Genomic DNA, 17,809 nt, shown 5'->3' with positions numbered 1-17,809 from the left:
AGCGCTCTAACGCTTGTGCCACCTGGACATCGCCCTCTAATTCAAGGAATGACTGATGACATCCGCTCATGATGGCAAGCCGCTGGGTGTTGGCCTGATCGGCACCGGCTATATGGGAAAATGCCACGCCCTGGCCTGGAACAACGTGGCAAGCGTGTTTGGCGATATCGAAAAGCCGTCGCTGGTGGCGCTGGCCGAGATCAATGACGATCTGGCAAAGCAGAAGGCGCGGGAATTCGGCTTCGCCAGTCATACAGCCAACTGGCGGGACCTTCTGTCCAATCCCGATATCAACGTCATCTCCATCACCACGCCGAACGCCTTTCATCCTGAAATGGCCATTGCCGCCCTTCAAGCTGGCAAGCATGTCTGGTGTGAAAAGCCGATGGCACCGCGGCTTGAGCAAGCGGAAGCCATGCTGGCCGCCGCTCAGGCCTCCGGCCGGGTTGCCGCGATGGGCTATAACTATATCCAGAACCCGCTGATCCGGCAGATCAAGGCGCTTCTGGATCAAGGGGCAATCGGCGCCGTCAACCATGTTCGCGTGGAGATGGATGAGGATTTCATGGCCAATCCCGCCCAGCCTTTCTATTGGAAAAGCGAGGCGAGTTCCGGCTATGGGGCGCTGGACGATTTTGCGGTGCATCCGCTGTCGCTGCTCTTCACGCTCTTCGGCCACGTCACCGCCGTGACGTGCGACATGGCGAAGCCTTACGAGCATCGGCCCTTGAAGGAGGGTGGGCAGCGGGCAGTGGAAAATCATGACATTGCCAACGTCCTGATGCGACTGGAAGGCAATATTTCGGCACTTCTCGCCGCAAACCGCAGCGCCTGGGGCAGAAAGGGTCGCATTGCCCTGCAGATCTACGGCTCGAAGGGGTCTATTCTCTATGATCAGGAGCGGATGAACGAGTTTCAGCTTTATCAAGCTGAAGGTCCTGCTGAAACTGCAGGCTTCCGCACCATTCTTGCCGGTCCGCAGCATGCGCCCTATGGCCGTTTCATCCCGGCCCCGGGTCACGGCCTTGGCTTCAACGACCTCAAAGTCATCGAATGCAGGGAACTTCTGTCTGCAGTTCAGGGGCAGTCGGCGCATATCATCGGTTTTGAGGATGGGTTGCGGATCGAGCGCAGCATTCACGCTATGGCACGGTCCTTCCAGGATCGATGCTGGGTCACGCCGTAACCATAACCCTTCCTGATTTTCACCAGTTGCAGAGGAAAAACCCGGTAATCCGATGAGGTAAGGCAGACTTTCTTCGGCTCATAGCGGAAACGCGCATTGTTCCTGTTACGGGAATCATTCAGCGTTACGCCATCACTTTTGATGACGTAAGCTGTTTCAGGATTCCGCATGCCTTTAGAAAAATCTCCCTCCCCGAATACCCGCCCGCGCAGCAAAAAGAAACTGGCCGGGTGTGAGCGGCGGGAAGCCATCCTTGAAGCCTCCGTCAGGCTGTTTCTCAAGAACGGCTTTCACGCAACATCCTTCACCATGATCGCCGAGGAGGTCGGCCTCTCGGTTGCCGGATTGACACATTATTTTCCGACAAAGGTGGAGCTGTTGCTGGCCGTTCTGGACAAGCGCGATCAGGCGACCGTTCATTTGGTCCCGGACCCGATACCCCATTGGGATGATTTTCTGGCCGCTCTCAAGGAAATCAACCGGCGCAATGTCGAAATCCCGGAGACCATCAGGGCATTTTCGCTGATGAATGCCGAGAGCCTGCTGGAAAACCACCCCGCCAAGGCCTGGTTCCACAAACGAACGCTGGATTTGCGGGATCGCCTCGCTCACTCCATTCATCAAGCTATCGATGAAAAGGAAATTCGTGACGATACCGATCCGCAATCTCTCGCCAGCGAAATCATCGCGATGATGGACGGGTTGCAAATGCTGTGGCTCCGCTTTCCGCAGAGCACGGATATGGTGGTGATTTTCGACGCCTATCTTGACCGGCTGAATGCGTTTTTGAAGCGAGACTGACCCCCCCATCCCGAAAGGCTCCTTTCCACGTTTTTCTTTTCAATCCAGGCCCAAACTGTTTAAACCGCCGAACATCGCCGTTCGCGGCATAATTCCTTAAATCGGAAACAATTGAAGGCATTATGCCGCAGATATAATATGAAGAGTCATTGAAAATGACTCTTCATATTCCCTTTTCGAATATCTCAAGCCTCTGATGCAGTTGAGATATTCGAAATTTCTTCAAGGCGAGGATGCGTTAGCATCTTCGAGCCTTGGTATAAGGTGCTGCTGTACCGTGCACGAGGTAAGAGGAATGAACCTGGAAGAGCCGCAGGGCGAACTGACACTGCGCACATTGGCCATGCCCGCAGATACAAACCCGGCAGGCGATATTTTCGGCGGCTGGGTTCTCGCACAAATGGATGCCGCCGCAGGCATACGCTCGGCGGAGCGCGCGAAAGGCCGCACCGTCACCGCCGCAGTCAAGGAAGTGAGCTTCAAGCGACCGGTCAAGGTGGGAGATACGCTTTGCGTCTATACCAGCGTCACGCAGGTCGGCCGCACCTCACTCACCCTCTACGTAGAATGCTGGGTTCGGCGGCAATATTCGCAGGAACGCCAGAAGGTGACGGATGCGCATTTCATCATGGTTGCCCTTGATGAACAGGGGAAACCACGGGCCGTCGATCCATCCTGATGGGCATCAAATAACAGGTAAACCCTCAGCAAACCTAAGTTCGCTGAAGGTTTTCAAGTCACGTTATCTGAAATGGATCAGGCAACCATGCCCCATTCGGATGGGTCATCGGCACCGAACATGCGCTCCAGATTAAGGAAGCAGATCATGCTTTGCCCCTGGGCAATGATGCCATCGGAAAATGCAGCGCTCGGACCGGTGGCCTGCGGCAGCGGCTGAAGACGGTCGCCCGGAACGGTGAGAATATCCGAAACGCCATCTACCAGGAGGCCAATGGTCATGCCATTGACATCGGTGACGACGATGGCGCTGCGCTCGCTGGCTTCAGTGCTGGCCATGCCAAGCTTCACGGCCAGATCCACGATCGGGATCACGGTGCCGCGCAGGTTCATCACGCCGATGACTTCATAAGGGGCATGCGGAATGGGCGTCACCGGCGCCCAGCCGCGAATTTCGCGGATCGAAGTCGTCTTGACGCAGAATTCCTGATTATGAAGACGGAAGGCGATGATTTCCAGCGCATCTGCCTGACCAACAAAAGACGTCATCTGCTATCTCCCATATGCGGCTCGGTTAAGCCGATCTCAAAGTTCCTGTCCGGTCTCGGTGCTTCGGTACAGCCGGGGCCGCGAGACGGAAACCTGCGTCCTGAAACGAACCTTAGCCGGTCAATCCTGCGGCACGCTGGATTCACTTCACCGCTATACCCACTATAAACGACAGAGCCTTAAAAAATTAGAAACGTGAAAACTATAACCCCCCAAGGATTGAAGATTATCCGAAGGACAAATAAAGGCTGCAAATCCCAAGGAAAACACCGGAAAATCATGAGGCTGACAAAGCCTTCCAACAGGAAAGCAAAAGCAACATCCTCACTGGTGAATCTTCATCATCCATAAGTTAAAGCGTCACGTTCCCGCTCTGCGAATTTGAGATATTATCCGCGACCGAAAGCGCCTGGCGGAAAGCAGTGACGGTCTCAACGCTGGTTTCGCCCGCCGATTGCGCGGCAAATCCCGACCGAACAAGCTCGTCAACAATCGCAAGCTTTTTCCGGCAAGAGGCGTGAAACTGCCGGATGCCCAAAGCATGAAAAGCGGGCACATGCTCTGGCCTCATCCCTCCGCCCGGCATCAACGCGATCTTGTTTTTAGCCCTATCCTGCAATGTGGCAAAGACGTCTAATGCCTCCGGTGCCGCTTGCCTGCCGCCGGAGGTCAAAATCCGCCCGAACCCTAAAAACATTGCGGTTTCCAACGCTTCCGACAGATCCGGTACAAGATCGAACGCGCGATGCAGTGTCGTACCCAGGCCCTGCGCTGCGATCATCATATCGCGCAGCAAGGGCTCATCCAGCCGTCGGTCTGGCTGCAAGGCACCAAGCACCACGCCTGCAAGGCCTAGCTGACGCACGGCTTCGATGTCGGCGAGCATGACGTCCTTATCTGCAGCCGAAAACACGAAGTCTCCCGCTCTTGGTCTAATCATTGCAAAACAGGGTACGGGCTGCCTTGCGGCAAGCCGCATCAGCCCCACCGTTGGTGTCAATCCACCGCAATCGAGCGCGGCGCAAAGCTCAATGCGATCCGCCCCGCCTTGAACGGCCGCGAGCAGTCCCTCGGCGCTATCGACGCACACTTCCAGTATCGAGTTTCCTGCCCTTGTCCCCATGCCCTATATCCTCTTTACCCATGGGAGGGCTGCCTGCCGCCCATCAAGCCACAGCAACAGCGCAATACCGCATAGGCCCGAGAGCGCCCCAAGCCTCGCCGTTCCGGAATAATCGCTGATCGCCGTTCCCAAGGCAAACAGCAGCGAGCTTAACCCGCCGCTCAGAAAAACATTCACGGCAATCAGCGAGCTGCCAAGTCCGGCGCGATCGGCAATCAGGTTTTGCAGATAGGTGATCGGCACGGAGATGATCGCAGCAGCACCGAGCCCGGCCAGCAATGTCAACAGATAGACATGCTCTGGTGCATGCGCAAAACCAAGCAGCAGCAGGTACAGGCAGTAAAACAGTGCGCCCATGCCGAGCGTGAAAATGCTGGAGCTTCGCCGCTCGACCACGCCCCAGAAGACGATGAAGGGAATTTCAAGAAAGGCGATCATGCCAACAACAATGCCCACATCCCCGGTCGTACCATGGGCAGGCCCGGTCATGACCAGCGGCAGCACAATACCGCTCATCTGCATGGTGGCGGAGATCAGCGCCACCGCGAAAACCCGCAGAAGCAGCGTAGCCGACAGGATCTTGCTCAGTGAGGCCCACAGCGCATAATGCGCTTCATTCGTCCGTTGCGTTGTGGCCTTTGGCAAGGCAAAGGTGAACAACAGGCAGCAGATCAGCCCCCCGAAGCTTGCCAGTAAAAAGGCAGGCAACATGCTGGGGCTGCCCGCCAGCAGAAATCCCACCATGCCCGGCACAAGCACCCAGGATGCGGAAATCACAGCCCGCACTCCGGAGTTCACGGCAATCAGGTCCCGCACCGCCATGCCCTGCGAGGCCGCCCGGACATTGGCAAAGATCAGTGAGTTGAGCGCATTGTAAACCGGCAGCAGCACCAGTGCCGCCGCGACAAAAATACCGGCGCGCGGCAAGAGGAAAATAATGCCGTAACCGATGACGCCGAAAAGGCTGAGCAAAATCATCGGACGGCGAAAATGCCCCATGCGATCGGCAGCGATACCGACGAAAATACTGGCGGCAACATTGACGCAGGACGCAGCAAAAATCAGCAGCGAATAATGCGCATCCGTCAGCCCAAGCTCATGGATACCAATAATCGACATGTAAGGTGATGTCGTCGCGCCCGAAAGCCCGAAGAAAAAAATGGCAATGGCGCTCACCCGAATGCCGGGATTGCGCACGATGAGCGAAAGGGTGGACAGCATGATCTGGGGCTTTGCATCCTTCCGCCGCCGAAGACCGCGGAAGGGAGTTGTCTGAAGAAGAGGGATCGTCAGTCTCGGCCTGCCTACTTCTCCGCCCAGCGGGCAGAGGCAAACGGACGCGGTTCAAAGGAAAAATCCCGGGTGAAAGGATAGATCGGCTGGCGCCGCCTTGTGTTCGGCAGAGCTTCGATATCCTGATTGATCACCCCATCGGTCAAGGCCATCAGATTGGGATTGGCAATGGGCTGCAATTCAGGAGACAGATAGCCGGACTTTACGACAAGCAGGCGCACAGTTTTCGGATCAATGCCGTGGCGGGTGAAATCGGCAATATTATGATAAGGCCTGCGTTTGGCCGCCAGAATGACCGTCACACCACCGATTGCGATCACTGCCTGCCGGTCCGACGCCGCACCCGGATCATCCAAACGCACGACCTTCGCGGTGGCTTCGATAGACGGGCTTTTCGGATCAAGGGAGCCGCCGATCTTCACCTTGAGTTCCGCGCCTTCACCTGCGGCAAAGCAGGCCTCTATCGCAGGTCTGTCGGTGATCCCGCCCAGCACCGCCCCTTCGAAGCCACGAGCAAGCAGGGCCTTCAGCACGTCCGCCCTGTCACCTACCCCGCCGCCAGTTGGGTTGTCGCCGGAATCTGCGAGAATGACGGGTCGTGTCTCGGCCTTCTCAGCCAGGTCCAGCATATCCTCCAGAGGGCCAGTGACCGGGCCGAAGCGAAAATCAGCGCGTGCCTGCCAATAGGCCTCGGCAAGTTCCGCCGCAATTTTTGCTGCCTCATCACGGTTGGTGGCCGTGACCACTGCGCAGGCCGTGGCACGCGGCTCATCCGCCCAGACATAGCCCACCATGATATTCGCATCCCAGATGCCGGCGCGCTGGTCATGGCGCGGCAGGGCGGCATAGAGCGAGCGGGCGGGCTCATCCTCGGTGGAGCTCCGCTCCCCCGGCATCAGCACCGGGATGGGGGCCCAAACCACTCCCGGGCGCACGCCACTCTCAAGCGATTTCAACAGCATCGACCAGGCACGCTGCATGGTTTCCCGCACATCGATATGCGGTGCCGTGCGATAGGCCGCGAAGATATCGAGCTGGTCAATAATCCTCTGGGTGACATTGCCATGCAGGTCGTAGCTTGCTGCCACAACACAATCTGGCCCCACCAGGGTGCGGGCGGCGGCAATCCAGTCCCCTTCGGCATCGTCCATGCCGTCCACCTTCATGGCGCCATGCATGGCAAGATATAGGCCGTCGAGCGGCAAGGCCTCGGAGAGCCGCTGCAGGAACTCCTGCTTGAATGTCTCATAGGTTTCCCGTGCCACCGGCCCACCGGGCACGGCACGAGCATGTAGAAGCGCAAACAGATCGATCCCCTGCCCTTCCGGCAGAAAGCTGAAATAGTCCGCCGCCAGAAGATAAGGTCCGCGCAATACCCGAAAATCCTCCGCATGCATCAGCACCGGCGACGATGTGGAACACTCGGTATGAATACCGCCAACAGCAATGCGCAAAGCCATGGAGAGACCTCAATAACGGGGAGAAAGCGGAGCCAGGGCAGCAAAACGCAGCCAATCCTTCCGGTCTTTCGGTGTCCAGGCCGCTTCCGCAATCGCGGGCAAGCGGGGAAAGACCAGATGGTTGAAGTAATCACGGTTGAGGAAATGCTCCGACCAGATGCAGGCCTGCACGCCTCTCAGTCTCGGCTTCAGCGCCGGCGGGAATTCCGCCACAGCCTCATAGGTGTAGGTGTGCTCGGGCCGCACGGTGCCGGCCCAACTCGTACCCGGCTCCTGCCAGGCATCGTCCTGGACCATGTCCAGATAATAGGCCTGACCGGGTGTCATCACCACGTCATAACCTTGGCGTGCAAGATCGAGACCCACCTCCGGCTTTTGCCAGGCCATAAGCACCGTGCCATTGGGATCGACGCCGCCGCCATGGGACACTTCGTCCCAACCCGCAAGTTCCCTGCCACGGGCGCGCAGCATCTCCTGCACGCGCTTCATGAAATGGCTTTGCAGGCCGAAAGTCCCATCCAGCCCATGTTTTTCCATAGAGGCAAGCGCCAGTGGCGATCCCATCCAGGTATTGGCCGCCACCTCGTCGCCGCCGACATGCAGGATTTTCGACGGGAAGAGTTGCACCATTTCATCGAAGACCTGCCCCAGAAAGGTATAGGTCCATTCGACCGCCGGATTGAGCGCATTGTTGGGATAGCCCTGGATCGAACGATAGCTGTCGGGAGCTTCCTGTCCATCGGTCAGCTCCGGCAGCGCCACCAGCGTCGCCGTGCTATGGCCGGGAATGTCGATCTCAGGCACGACATCGATATGAAGACGCCCGGCATGGGCAACGATATGGCGAACCTCCTCCTGGGTATAGTAGCCGCGCACCGGATCCGCGCCATTCCCCAGTTGCGGCAGCAGCGGTTCATCCGGCCCGCGGCAGGCACCGATTTCCGTCAATTGCGGAAAGGCCTTGATTTCCAGACGCCAGGCCTCGTCATCGGTCAGGTGCCAATGGAAAACATTGAGCTTCAACCAGGCCAGAATATCGATGAGACGGGAAACATCCCCAGCCGGATAGAACTGGCGCGACACATCCAGATGGCAGCCTCGCCAGCCATAGCGCGGATGATCGGCAATATGGCCGGAGACCGGGAAGCGGAACCGCGCATCCTGCCGCGCGCCATGCAGCAATTGCGCCAGCGCCGTCAACCCATATTGGCGGCCAGCGCTGCCGCCATAGGCAAGCACCACCGCTTCTGCGAATGTCAGCCGGTAGGCATCGGCCTGCAAATGGGTTTCGGATTGAAAAACCAGGGGTAAACCATGGCTGTGTGGCGTCAGGGCAAAGATCGCAGGCGCTGCGGAAAACAGCCGCCGATGCAGCCCGTTCACCACTTGAAGAGCCTTCAGATCATCCACCAATGTGCCCGCCACCGGATAAAGCGCAGCGGGCAGGCTTTCCCCAGCCGTCAGCGTCATCTCGGCCGGCCAGGGAAGGAGAAAGAACGACTCCTTGACCTCACCCTCCGGCAGAAGCCGAGCAGGCGCTGGCGGGGAATAGCCCTCCAGCAGCAGATCATCGACACTGACGGCGGCATGACTGCCATCTTGGAATGTCACATAGGCGGATTTGGCCCCATCGGTCCGATGGTGCGCCGGACGCCAGAGGTCACGCACCGTAAAGCGCCAGGAAGCGCCGGGCGCCAGCACAAAACCCTCAGGCGGGGCAAACTGATGAAAATTCGCATGGCGGCGCAAAAACGAAGCGTTTTCACAACGGGGGTCGGCTTTCACACGGGTCAGCGAGGTATAGGCCAGCTTGAACCCGGAGAAAGCCTTGTCCGAGAGATTGACCAGCACGAAAACGAACCCGCCGCCTTCGTCTCCCTCTATCGGATGCCAGGTATTTTCAAGCCGAAACAGCGCTTCAGACATGCATGTCCCCTTTGCTATTCATTCTCTAGTCCCCGAGACTTTGCCGATCATCACCATCGCGGTGCTCGACAAGTTGCTGCTTGATGTGCCGGAGTGTCACGGTGGAGAGCTTGCGGTTTCGATAGGCCACCAGACTGGCCAGAATATCGATGACCGCCAGATAGGCGAACCGGGTGGAGGTTGGCCGGTAGATGTCGCTGCCTTCCGGCAAGTCGATGCCGATCACAAGTTCAGCGACTGACGCAAGCGGGCTGCCGTTTTGCGTCAGCGCCATGGTGCTGATGCCATTTTCCCGCGCCAGTTCGAAGCAGCGGATAAGCTCTCGATTTCGCCCGGAAAAGGAGGAGCCGAACAGCACGTCATTGGTCTGTGCTGCGGCCGTCATCATCAATTGCAGCACATGATCCGAGCAGACGGTAATACGGGATCCCAGCCGGAAGAGACGGTTTTGCAATTCCTGTATCATCATCGAGGAATTGCCGCCGGACCCGAAGGCGTAGATCATCTCCGCCCGCGAAAGCCTGTCTGCCATCCGCTCCAGAACACCGGCATCGAGAGACCGATGCATCAGCGACAAAGCGTTCTGCGCCTTTGTCACCACATCCTCGGCAACGTCCAAGGGCTCGGTGCTGCGTGCTTCCGGGTTCAGATAGCGCAATCCGACATAGGCAGTTTTCGCCAGATTGATCTTGAAATCGGCAAAACTCCGGCAGCCCAATCGCCGGCAAAAGCGCGTCACGGTGGGTGGGGATACCTTGGCGCGGCCAGCAAGTTCGATGATCGATGCCTTGACCGCGAAATCGAAATCGTTCAGCAGCACATCGGCAATGCGCTGCTCGGAACCGGAAAATTGTCCTCGGTCCTCCTGCAGGGTCGCGAAAATATCCATCATGGCAGAGGCCTCCCAAAGCGTTCGGGCCCGTACGCTACGCAGTCCATTTTCACCTTGCAATCGACCATCATCGGGGAAAGCCATTGGCGCATCGCCAATGCCATACCGCGCACGGCATGGCACCGCCTGATCGCCACCATCTTATGCAAATTATTTTCATACACGATTGACAAATCAGCCTTTCCACCAAATTCTTTACAGAATTTCGGTGGATCAGTGAAATTAATTTAGAAAGACGCAGACCATGCGCGATCCCTTTCACAACCCTTTCAGCCCGGATGATCCAGCGCGTCATGCCATTTGGGAGATGCTGGTGCCGCGCGATATCGATGCATTCCTGGCGGCAGACTGGACTGTGGTGGCGGGAGACTTCATAGAAGACGGATTTTACGGCATCAGCGGCAATCATCAGGCCGATCCGGGACAATGGACACTCGCTTTTCCAACCCTTGCCGCCTATCGGGCGGAATGGCTTCGTCAGGCGGAGGACTTCGCGGCGAAGCGCTATGCGGAAGATCCGCGTATCGCGATTTTCAATACCACCACGCTTGAAGAGATTGATGTCAAAGGTGACGCGGCCCTGGCCCGCAAGAGGTTCAAGGGCGGCATCCGGCGCGCCGATGGCGCCTTCGACAGCATGGAATGGCAAACACTTTATTCCTGCCGGTTGCATCAAGGTCGATGGAAGCTGAGCGGCTTTACCGGCTACCTGCCCTATTCCATGGGCTCCATATCCACCTGAAAGGCCCGGATCCGGGCTCCGGCAAGACTTCAGCGTACAGGAAGGGAAATACGGGTGCGAATATTCACCGCCGCACTGGCTACGGAAACCAACAGTTTTTCCCCGATCTGCATCGACCGGCGCGCCTTCGAGGAGTCGCTCTACGCGCCACCCGGCATGCATCCGGCCACCCCGACACTGTGCACAGCCCCGATCACGGTGGGGCGCAACATCTGCCGGGAAAAAGGCTGGACGCTGATTGAAGGAACGGCAGCCTGGGCAGACCCTGCCGGGCTCATCAACCGCGATGCCTATGAAAGCCTGCGAGACGAAATTCTCGCACAATTGAAGGCGGCGCTGCCGGTGGATGCCGTCATACTCGGCCTGCACGGCGCCATGATCGCCAACGGCTATCTGGATCCGGAAGGGGATTTTCTGGAGCGAATCCGCGCTCTTATCGGTCCCGATATTCTGCTTTGCGCCGAACTCGACCCCCATAGCCATCTGACGCAAAGGCGCGTCAATGCCACGGATGTCCTGGTCGTCTTCAAGGAATTTCCGCACACCGATTTTGTCGAGCGGGCGGAAGATTTGTGGCGTATCGCCATCGATACGCTTGAAGGACGGGTCAAACCGGCGATGTCGGTGTTCGATTGCCGGATGATCGACGTCTTCCCCACCTCGCGCGAGCCCATGCGCAGCTTCGTGGACAAGCTGAAGCGGATCGAAGCGGAAGATCCGGACATTCTCTCTCTTTCCGTCATCCATGGGTTCATGGCTGGCGATGTGCCGGACATGGGCACGAAAATTCTTGCCGTGACCAATGCCTCTCCCGAAAAGGGTGCGGCCCTTGCACGGGAACTGGGCCTTGAACTGTTTGCCAAACGCGGCACCTTCATGGTGCCGCAACTTGACGAGCGCGAGGCGATCACCACGGCGCTGGCCACCCCCGGATCGCCAGTGGTGATTGCCGATGTCTGGGACAATCCCGGCGGCGGAACCGCAGGCGACTCCACCGTTATCCTTGAGGAATTGCTGGCGCGCGGCATTGAAAATGTTGCGATTGGCCTGATCTGGGATCCGGTTGCGGTGCAGATCTGCATGGCGGCGGGCGAAGGGGCGGAAATCCCGCTGCGCTTTGGCGCCAAATCCGCCCCTGGCACTGGCCATCCCATCGATGCCCGGGTCACGGTGAAAAGGCTGAAACGTCAGGCCGAGATGCGCTTTGGCGCCAGCATTGCCCCCTTTGGCGATGCGGCGCATGTGCATTTTCGCGGTATCGACGTGGTCCTGGGCTCGGTGCGGGTCCAGAGCTACGACCCGTCGCTGTTCACCGCGCTGGATATCGATCCTTTGCAAAAACGGCTTCTGGTCATCAAGTCCACCAACCATTTTCATGCTGCCTTTTCGAGGATTGCCGCCGATATTGTCTATTGTTCCGCAGGCAGGCCCTATCCCAATGACCCGAAGGTCACGCCCTACAGGCATGCCCGGCGCGACATCTGGCCGATCGTGGATCATCCGCACGGCAGTGATTGAGCTTGACCGGCTTCCTCCAGCGCAGGTGCCTTATTCCGCCGCCGTCATCGCAACCGGCAGAATTTGGTCCCGCCAGTCCATCATCCGCTCCAGCGCCTTGCCCTGGCTGTCAAAGAGATGGCAATGATCCGCAGCAATGGCGACAGACATCGGTTGATCCACCTGAACCGGCGCGGAACCTGTCAATAGGGCACTAAAGGCCGCGCCATCGGCAAGGGTCGCATAGGCAATGGTGTTGACACCCAGTCTCTCGATCACGCCGGGGCTGAGATGGATGGTCAGGTCGCCGCGGCCCAGCCCGCAATGTTCCGGACGAATGCCGAGCGTCAGTTCCATGCCCATATGCGCAACCTCTCCCCGCACCGGCACGGTGATGTGCTGCTCTCCATAGGCAACGGTCACACCCTCATCCGAGACGCCCTTGCAGAGAACGGGAAGAAAATTCATCTTCGGATTGCCGATAAAACCTGCCACGAACAGATTGTCAGGCTTGTGGTACAGTTCGAGCGGCATGCCCACCTGCGCGATATGGCCGCCATTCAGCACCACGATGCGGTCGGCCATGGTCATGGCTTCCACCTGATCATGGGTCACATAGATCATCGTGGCTTTCAGGTCGCGGTGCAGCCGCGTCAGTTCAATGCGCATGTCCGCACGCAGCGCCGCATCCAGATTGGAAAGCGGCTCATCGAACAGAAAGATTTTCGGCTCGCGAACAATGGCGCGGCCAATGGCAACGCGCTGGCGCTGCCCCCCGGACAATTGCCCCGGCTTCTGATTGAGACGCTGATCGAGCTTGAGGATGCGCGCAACCTGCTCCACCTTGTCCCGGATTTCAGCCTCAGGACGTTTTTCCACCCGCAAAGGGAAGGCGATGTTTTCGAACACACTCATATGCGGATACAGCGCATAGGACTGGAACACCATGGCAATGCCGCGCTTCACCGGTGGCAGGTCGTTGACACGCTCGCCGTCGATGACGATATCGCCGGCACTGGTGTCGTCCAGTCCGGCAATCATTCGTAACAGCGTGGATTTCCCACAGCCGGACGGACCGACGAAAACGACGAATTCACCCTCGGGAATATCGAGCGACACCCCCTTGATGACCTCGAAATGGCCATAGGTTTTCACCACCTTGTTCAGATAAAGCTGACCCACGTTCATCCATCTCCAGCCAACCGGTGTATCCGGCTGCGTCTATCCTGACCCGCAAGGAAAGGGGCCTGCAGTTCCAGGCCCCTCGCTCACGATCACTTATATTGCTCCAGCTCGCCTGTTGCCTTCTTCAGCGCGGCTTCCGGTTCGGCCTTACCGGTCACGACGGACTGAACCATCTCGATCATCACGTTCTGGAAGCCCTTGTAGTCGGTGAAGAGCGGCTCCGGACCGCCATAGGCAATGCCATCGATCAGCGGCTTCCAATAGGGATCCTTCTTCACGAATTCATCCACCTTGGCCGAGGGACGCAGCGGGGTGAGACCAGCACCACCTTGCAACTCATATTCGCCCTGCGGCTCCGGCGAAGTGATGAATTTGGCGAATTCGATGGCCTTCTCCTCAACGCCCGAGCCCTTGAACACGGCAAGACTGTCGGTAATCAGGAGCGTGCCCTGTCCCTTGGCGGAAGGCCCGAGCGGCAGCGGTGCAATGCCCCAATTGATATTGGTCTTCTGCAGCAGCGTCGCCGCACCAGAGCCGGACTGGATCATGCCCACCTTGCCATCGAGAAAGATGGCGCGGATTTCATTCTGCTCATAGGCGGTCGCGCCCTCCACCGAATAGGGCGAGATATCCTTGTAAGCCTGAAGGGCTGCCAGAACCTCCGGGCTGTCCATGGTGATCTTGCCGTCCTTGTCGATCACCTGGCCGTTATTGGTATAAACCCAATGCATGAACTGGTGCATGGTGTTATTGAAAGTCTTGGCAGGCAAGCCATAGCCGGCAATGCCGGTCTTTTCCTTGATCTGCTTGGCGAAGGCGATTTCTTCCGCCCAGGTCTTCGGCGGCGTTTCGGGATCGAGCCCTGCCTTCTTGAAGAGATCCTTGTTCCAGTAGAGTGCTTTGGTGGAGAAGGCGATCGGCACGCCCCACTGGTTATTGTCGAAGGTCACGGTGTCGACGATATGCGGATAATAGCTTTTCTTTTCCGCATCCGTCATCGGCACCGGCACGATCATGTCGTTCTGGGCGAATTCCTTCAGCGTGCGGGAGCCAACATAGGCCATGGCAGCCGGAGAACCTGAGGCAGCAAGTGTCGTCGCCTTATCCTCGCATTGCGCCCAGCCCACGACTTCCGGCGCGATCTTCCAGCCCGAATTCTTCTCTTCCCACTGCTTGATGTATTTTTCATGCACCGGATCGATCTTGTCACCGCAATAGATCCAGCTGATTTCCTTATTCGCCGCCAGGCCCGGCAGCGCCGTTCCAGCCAGCAGCGACAGCGCCCCGGTCATGATGATGAAGGTCTTTTTCATGTCCTGTTCCCCTTTGTTGACAGGTTAGATCCGCTCTTGTTCCAGATCCGTTATTTCACCGCGCCGGCGGTCAGGCCGCTGACGAGGTAGCGTTGCATGAAGAAAATCGCGATCATGGCAGGCGCTATGCCGACGAAGCTCGCAGCCATCAATTCGTTCCACACCACTTCCTGACGCCCGAAATAGGCAAACAGCCCGACCGGCAGTGGCATGTATTCACTCTTGGAATTGAAGGTCAGCGCATAGATGAACTGCTGTGCATAGGCCTCGATGAAGGCGCTGATGGCCACCACCGCAATACCCGGCATGGAGATCGGCAGGATGACCCGCCGCAGCGTATAGAAATGGCTGGCGCCATCCACATAGGCCGCCTCGTGCAGTTCCTTGGGAATGCGCATCATATAGGTGCGCAGCAGCCAGATTGCGGAGGGAATGATAAAGGCAACACCCGGGACGATCATCGCAAAATAGGTGTTCAGCAGGCCGAAGGAGCGCATCAACCGAAACAGCGGGATAAGCAGCACCGCACCGGAGAACATCTTGACCGCCAGAAAGCCTCCCAGAAGCAGCGCGCTGCCACGAAATTCGAACCGCGCAAAAGCGTAGGACGCCGGAATGACGAGGATCAGCGTAATCAGCGTAATGGCGGAGGAAATGAACAGCGAGTTGAACATGTACCAGCCAAAACCCGGCACATGCTCCCACATGGTGCGATAGGCCTCGAACGAGCCATTTTCAGGCCAGAAACGATAGGGCGAGGAAAAAAGCTGGCTGAGTGGCTTCAGCGAAACCAGAAACCCTTCGACAAAGGGAGACAGCACGAAGCTCAGAAACACCGCGATACCGGCATAAATGCCGATAATCTCATACCAGCGGTAGCGGTTCATCAGGGAGGGCGGCTTGCTCATCGCTTGTCTCCTGTGGAAAGGCGGCTGGTGACACGGAAATAGGCAAAGCAGAAGATCGACAGGAAAATGCAGATCAGCACGGCGCGCGCGGCCCCTTCACCGTATTTGTTGGAGCCAATGGCCGTCTTGTAGGTATCGATGATCATCGTCGTGGTGGAGCCGGTGGGGCCGCCTTGCGTCAGGATCCAGATGATGTCGAAGGAATTGAAGGTCGAGATCAGCGAGAGCATCGACATGGTGATCATCGCCGGCTTCAAAAGCGGCAGCGTGATGCGGCGGAAGCGGTAGAAACGGCCCGCGCCATCGGTCCAGGCGGCCTCATAGAGATCGTCGGGGATCGCCTGCATGGCGGCCAGCATGTAGAGCGTCACCATGGGCACACCGATCCAGACATCGGTGAAGATGGTCGCCCAGAAGGCGGTAGAGCCGTAGGCGAGAAAGGCCACCGGGCCATCCACGAGACCAAAACGTTGCAACAGCCCTGAAATCATGCCGAACTGGCCATTATACATCCAGCCCCACATGAAAATGCCAATAGCCATCGGCACGATCCAGGGCGGCATGGTAAGGATGCGAAACAGCGTGCGCCCCGGCACGGCGGAATTCAGCATGGCCGCGCCGAAGACGCCAATGATCATCTTGATGGAGACGGAAAAGAAGGTCCAGACGAAGGTGCGGATAATCACATCCGCAAAAGTCGCATTGAAGATCTTCTGATAGTTCAGCCAGCCGACCCAGTTGGTGGTGCGCTTCAGCGAGGCATCGGTGAAGGACAGGATGACCGTATCGACCAGCGGATAGGCGACGATGACGGTAATATAAAGAACCGCCGGAAGCAGCAGCAGCCAGGCGAAGAGAAGGGAACTACGCTTCGCATCCATGGCCGCCTCCTCAGGCTTGCTTTGCCACGGGCACGTCACGGCCCGCATCATCGCCGTGCAGGCAGGCGTCATATTCCTTCCAGAGCGGCGCAAGATCCACGACGGTGCGGCTCAACCTGGCCTGATCGATGGCAAGCGCCAGAATGCCAGCCTCGATGGCGTCGAGCGCCGACACCGGCTGCTTCGCGCCGGTCTGAATAAAAGCCAGCACATCCGCTGCCATCTGCTCGTCCGCGCCATAATGCTGGGATTTTTCGGAAGGTGCCGAATAGCGCTTGTCCACCAGCTTTTCATGGGTGCGGGCACTGTGCACATCCAGGTAGCCGCGCACGAAATCGCCCTCCGCCATGCCCTTCGAGCCGATGACGCAGAAGCGGCGAAACTGGTCCGGAACATTGAGATTGGTATGGAAGGTCATTGCCACACCATTCTCGTATTCGATGATGGCTGTCTGGTAGTCGATGATATCGGCATCACTGTCGAACACCTTGTCGGAGCCCATCCAGCCGCTCGGCTTGCGGTGGTAGATCTCCAGATCGTTGACGCCCGGCTCCGGCGCATTCTGCGGCACAAAGCTTTTGCGCCCGCCGAAACTCGCGACAAAGCGCGGCCTCGCTCCGACGACGCCATTGTAAAGATCGAGGTCGTGGCAGCATTTCTCCAGCATGAAGCCGCCGGTATAGCGGCCATAGCGCCGCCAGTCGCGCATGAAGAATGCACCATGATAGGGTTCGATATGCTCGGATGCCTCGATGGAGACCACGTCACCCAGACTGCCCTGAGCCTGCGCCGCCCGCAGATCGCGATAGAGCGGCGAGTAGCGCAGCACCAGACCGACAAGCAGCCGATCATGCCCATGAGTGTTGAGCAAACGCGCCAATTCCAGACTTTCAGCGATGGAAATGACGATGGGCTTTTCCGTAAACACTGTCAGCCCTGCCTCAAGCCCCATGCGGATATGGCCAAGATGCATGTGGTTGGGTGAACCGATCATCAAAAGATCGAAACGCTCACCGGCAATCAGCGCTTCAGGCGTTTCATAGCGCTTGCCAACGGGAATCCCGGCCTCCGTCAAACCAGGAAGACCGGCAGGAGAAGGATCCGCATAGCCCACGATCTCGAACGTCGGATCGAGTTCGGCGAACACCCGACCGAGATAGCCCATGCGGAATCCGAGCCCGATAATGGCGACCTTCATCGATATCTTCCCCTGTTTGTAACTTATTTTCTTCAGCCTGAGAAATTTTCAGCGCATCGTCAAGTCAGGGCCAAATTCGCATCCAAACGCGAAAATGATTTTCAAAACCCTAGTCCTTGTCGCCTGCCCCTCGATCTCTCCAGGTCGATGGACCGCAACCCAGCCCGCCGCCTTCAG

The 17,809-nt window shown here is 58.0% G+C and carries 16 protein-coding genes; 5 read left to right on the top strand and 11 right to left on the bottom strand.

Annotated elements, in window-relative coordinates; all coding sequences use genetic code 11:
- Positions 1–55 precede the first annotated feature (55 nt).
- The 3 genes from QO005_RS13945 (at position 56) to QO005_RS13935 (ending at position 2,666) form a co-directional block, all read left to right on the top strand.
- Positions 56–1,186 carry a Gfo/Idh/MocA family protein gene (locus QO005_RS13945; RefSeq protein ID WP_307158654.1) on the top strand — a complete coding sequence of 377 codons (1,131 nt, stop codon included), beginning with the start codon at positions 56–58 and terminating at the stop codon, positions 1,184–1,186.
- Positions 1,187–1,354: 168 nt separating this feature from the next.
- The gene (locus QO005_RS13940) at positions 1,355–1,987 is read left to right on the top strand and encodes a TetR/AcrR family transcriptional regulator (protein WP_307158653.1); all 633 of its coding nucleotides are present in this window, start codon (positions 1,355–1,357) and stop codon (positions 1,985–1,987) included.
- A gap of 295 nt (positions 1,988–2,282) precedes the next feature.
- The gene (locus QO005_RS13935; RefSeq protein ID WP_307158652.1) at positions 2,283–2,666 is read left to right on the top strand and encodes an acyl-CoA thioesterase; all 384 of its coding nucleotides are present in this window, start codon (positions 2,283–2,285) and stop codon (positions 2,664–2,666) included.
- A gap of 77 nt (positions 2,667–2,743) precedes the next feature.
- On the opposite strand, the gene QO005_RS13930 is transcribed toward QO005_RS13935, so the two are convergent.
- The 6 genes from QO005_RS13930 to QO005_RS13905 form a co-directional block, all read right to left on the bottom strand.
- Positions 2,744–3,214 carry a chemotaxis protein CheW gene (locus tag QO005_RS13930; RefSeq protein WP_307158651.1) on the bottom strand — a complete coding sequence of 157 codons (471 nt, stop codon included), beginning with the start codon at positions 3,212–3,214 and terminating at the stop codon, positions 2,744–2,746.
- Positions 3,215–3,566: 352 nt separating this feature from the next.
- The gene (locus QO005_RS13925; protein WP_307158650.1) at positions 3,567–4,337 is read right to left on the bottom strand and encodes a copper homeostasis protein CutC; all 771 of its coding nucleotides are present in this window, start codon (positions 4,335–4,337) and stop codon (positions 3,567–3,569) included.
- Positions 4,338–4,340: 3 nt separating this feature from the next.
- Positions 4,341–5,558 carry an MFS transporter gene (locus QO005_RS13920; RefSeq protein ID WP_307158649.1) on the bottom strand — a complete coding sequence of 406 codons (1,218 nt, stop codon included), beginning with the start codon at positions 5,556–5,558 and terminating at the stop codon, positions 4,341–4,343.
- 83 nt (positions 5,559–5,641) lie between these two features.
- Positions 5,642–7,084 carry a M81 family metallopeptidase gene (locus QO005_RS13915; RefSeq protein ID WP_307158694.1) on the bottom strand — a complete coding sequence of 481 codons (1,443 nt, stop codon included), beginning with the start codon at positions 7,082–7,084 and terminating at the stop codon, positions 5,642–5,644.
- 15 nt (positions 7,085–7,099) lie between these two features.
- Positions 7,100–9,016 carry a beta-N-acetylhexosaminidase gene (locus QO005_RS13910; RefSeq protein WP_307158648.1) on the bottom strand — a complete coding sequence of 639 codons (1,917 nt, stop codon included), beginning with the start codon at positions 9,014–9,016 and terminating at the stop codon, positions 7,100–7,102.
- Between the two features lie 25 nt (positions 9,017–9,041).
- Positions 9,042–9,905: a MurR/RpiR family transcriptional regulator gene (locus tag QO005_RS13905; protein WP_307158693.1), complete on the bottom strand. Its 864-nt coding sequence runs from the start codon at positions 9,903–9,905 to the stop codon at positions 9,042–9,044.
- Between the two features lie 247 nt (positions 9,906–10,152).
- Between QO005_RS13905 and QO005_RS13900 the strand changes: the two genes are divergently transcribed.
- Together QO005_RS13900 and QO005_RS13895 are read left to right on the top strand one after the other, a co-directional pair.
- Positions 10,153–10,650: a hypothetical protein gene (locus QO005_RS13900; RefSeq protein ID WP_307158647.1), complete on the top strand. Its 498-nt coding sequence runs from the start codon at positions 10,153–10,155 to the stop codon at positions 10,648–10,650.
- A gap of 54 nt (positions 10,651–10,704) precedes the next feature.
- Positions 10,705–12,168 (top strand): M81 family metallopeptidase, encoded by a 1,464-nt coding sequence (locus QO005_RS13895; RefSeq protein ID WP_307158646.1) that lies wholly within the window; start codon positions 10,705–10,707, stop codon positions 12,166–12,168.
- Positions 12,169–12,198: 30 nt separating this feature from the next.
- On the opposite strand, the gene QO005_RS13890 is transcribed toward QO005_RS13895, so the two are convergent.
- From QO005_RS13890 to QO005_RS13870, 5 genes are all read right to left on the bottom strand, one after another.
- The gene (locus QO005_RS13890; RefSeq protein WP_307158645.1) at positions 12,199–13,329 is read right to left on the bottom strand and encodes an ABC transporter ATP-binding protein; all 1,131 of its coding nucleotides are present in this window, start codon (positions 13,327–13,329) and stop codon (positions 12,199–12,201) included.
- 92 nt (positions 13,330–13,421) lie between these two features.
- Positions 13,422–14,624, bottom strand: a complete 1,203-nt coding sequence (locus QO005_RS13885) for an ABC transporter substrate-binding protein (RefSeq protein WP_307158692.1) — start codon at positions 14,622–14,624, stop codon at positions 13,422–13,424.
- Positions 14,625–14,695: 71 nt separating this feature from the next.
- On the bottom strand, positions 14,696–15,553 hold the full coding sequence (locus QO005_RS13880; RefSeq protein WP_307158644.1) for a carbohydrate ABC transporter permease: 858 nt from the start codon (positions 15,551–15,553) through the stop codon (positions 14,696–14,698).
- Positions 15,550–16,434, bottom strand: a complete 885-nt coding sequence (locus tag QO005_RS13875) for a carbohydrate ABC transporter permease (protein WP_307158643.1) — start codon at positions 16,432–16,434, stop codon at positions 15,550–15,552. Before QO005_RS13875 ends, QO005_RS13880 begins: the two co-directional genes overlap by 4 nt.
- 10 nt (positions 16,435–16,444) lie before the next feature.
- On the bottom strand, positions 16,445–17,632 hold the full coding sequence (locus QO005_RS13870; protein WP_307158642.1) for a Gfo/Idh/MocA family protein: 1,188 nt from the start codon (positions 17,630–17,632) through the stop codon (positions 16,445–16,447).
- Between the last annotated feature and the right edge of the window lie 177 nt (positions 17,633–17,809).

The sequence above is a fragment of the Allorhizobium paknamense genome (assembly GCF_030815125.1).
GTDB classification, from domain to species: domain Bacteria; phylum Pseudomonadota; class Alphaproteobacteria; order Rhizobiales; family Rhizobiaceae; genus Allorhizobium; species Allorhizobium paknamense.
Note: the sequence above shows the minus strand (reverse complement) of the source record. Positions and strands in the feature narration are given on the sequence as shown.